Genomic DNA, 1,294 nt, shown 5'->3' with positions numbered 1-1,294 from the left:
GAAATTGGGTTTACTACAGTAGATGTACTTGATTTGCCAGAAACGAATAAATCAAAGTTACGTGCATTAACCACCCTTTATTCTAACTATGTTCAAATTGTTACAACGAAACAAAACAATATTGATTCCTTAGAAGATTTAGTTGGGAAACGCATTAGTATCGGTACGTTAGGAAGTGGTACAAGACTAATTGCAGAACGAATCCTTTTGGAAACTGATTTACCGCTTGATCAATTGAATTTATCCTATCTTTCATTTTCTCAATCTGCAGAAGCATTACGTAATGGTACTATTGATGTGGCTTTCTTCTCTTCAGGTATCCCGAATAATGAAATCGCTTTCATCTCAAAGGAAACGAATCTCTCATTTATACCTATACCGGAAGATATCATTAACCRCCTTCAAAAACAAAATGGTGGTTATACAAAGAATGAAATTTCAAGTGACACATATAAAGGAATGAAAAAGAATATTCAAACGATTTCAATTAAAAATGTCTTATTAACTTACGACGAAATGTCAGATTTGCAGGCGTACAATCTTGTTAAAACATTATATGAACATCTGCCTGAGTTGCAGCATACACATCCGGCTGCATCTGATATTTCAATAAATGAAGCAACTATGCAAATTCCAATTGAGTATCATCAAGGTGCCATAAATTATTTTACCGAACAAGGAATTATTCATTAATAAAGTAAAACGGGGAGGTTCATCAATTGAAAAAAATAATTAGTTTATTCTCAATAATATTATTGGTTATGCTTGCAGGATGTGGTAATCCAACGCCRCAAAAGCCGGGGGAAGCAACACAAACAAGTGCAGGTGAAAAAGGTGAGAAAAAAATTACGATAGCCGGTAATGGCGGGGTTATTGAAAGTGCCATTCGAGATGTGATTGCTCCAAAATTCAAAGAAGAAACTGGCATTACAGTTAACTATATTTCTGGTTTATCAGGTGAAATTTTGTCGAAAGTGGAATTACAAAAAAACTCACCACAAATTGATGTCGCCCTTTTTGTACCAGTTGATGTAATACGAGCTCAAGACAAGGGACTTATTGATTCCGTTGATGAGTCTAATGTTCCAAATATGAAATCTGTAGATTCGCGATTCATTCCAATTGAAAAGGCTGCTGCTCCAGTATTCGGCTTGGTTATTGCACCAGCTTACAATACAGAAACATTTAAAAAGAAAGGGTTAAAATCGATTGAATCTTGGAACGATCTTGTATCTCCAGATTACGAGGGTAAAACGGCATTTTCAGACATTACGAATGATTGGGGCTTTAATAC

Annotated in this window: 2 protein-coding genes; both read left to right on the top strand. The window is 35.1% G+C overall.

The annotated features are described in order from the left end of the window. Positions 1–693: TAXI family TRAP transporter solute-binding subunit (locus AC1DUW_RS29355; protein WP_477644248.1), on the top strand; the 693-nt coding region annotated here is incomplete at its 5' end. A gap of 26 nt (positions 694–719) precedes the next feature. Then, positions 720–1,294, top strand: a 575-nt coding sequence (locus AC1DUW_RS29350; protein WP_477644247.1) for an extracellular solute-binding protein, incomplete at its 3' end; no start/stop codon positions are given.

The sequence above is a fragment of the Peribacillus sp. P4_C12 genome, from assembly GCF_056402095.1.
The sequence above is the reverse complement of the archived record's forward strand: the minus strand, read 5'-3'. Positions and strand labels throughout refer to the sequence as shown.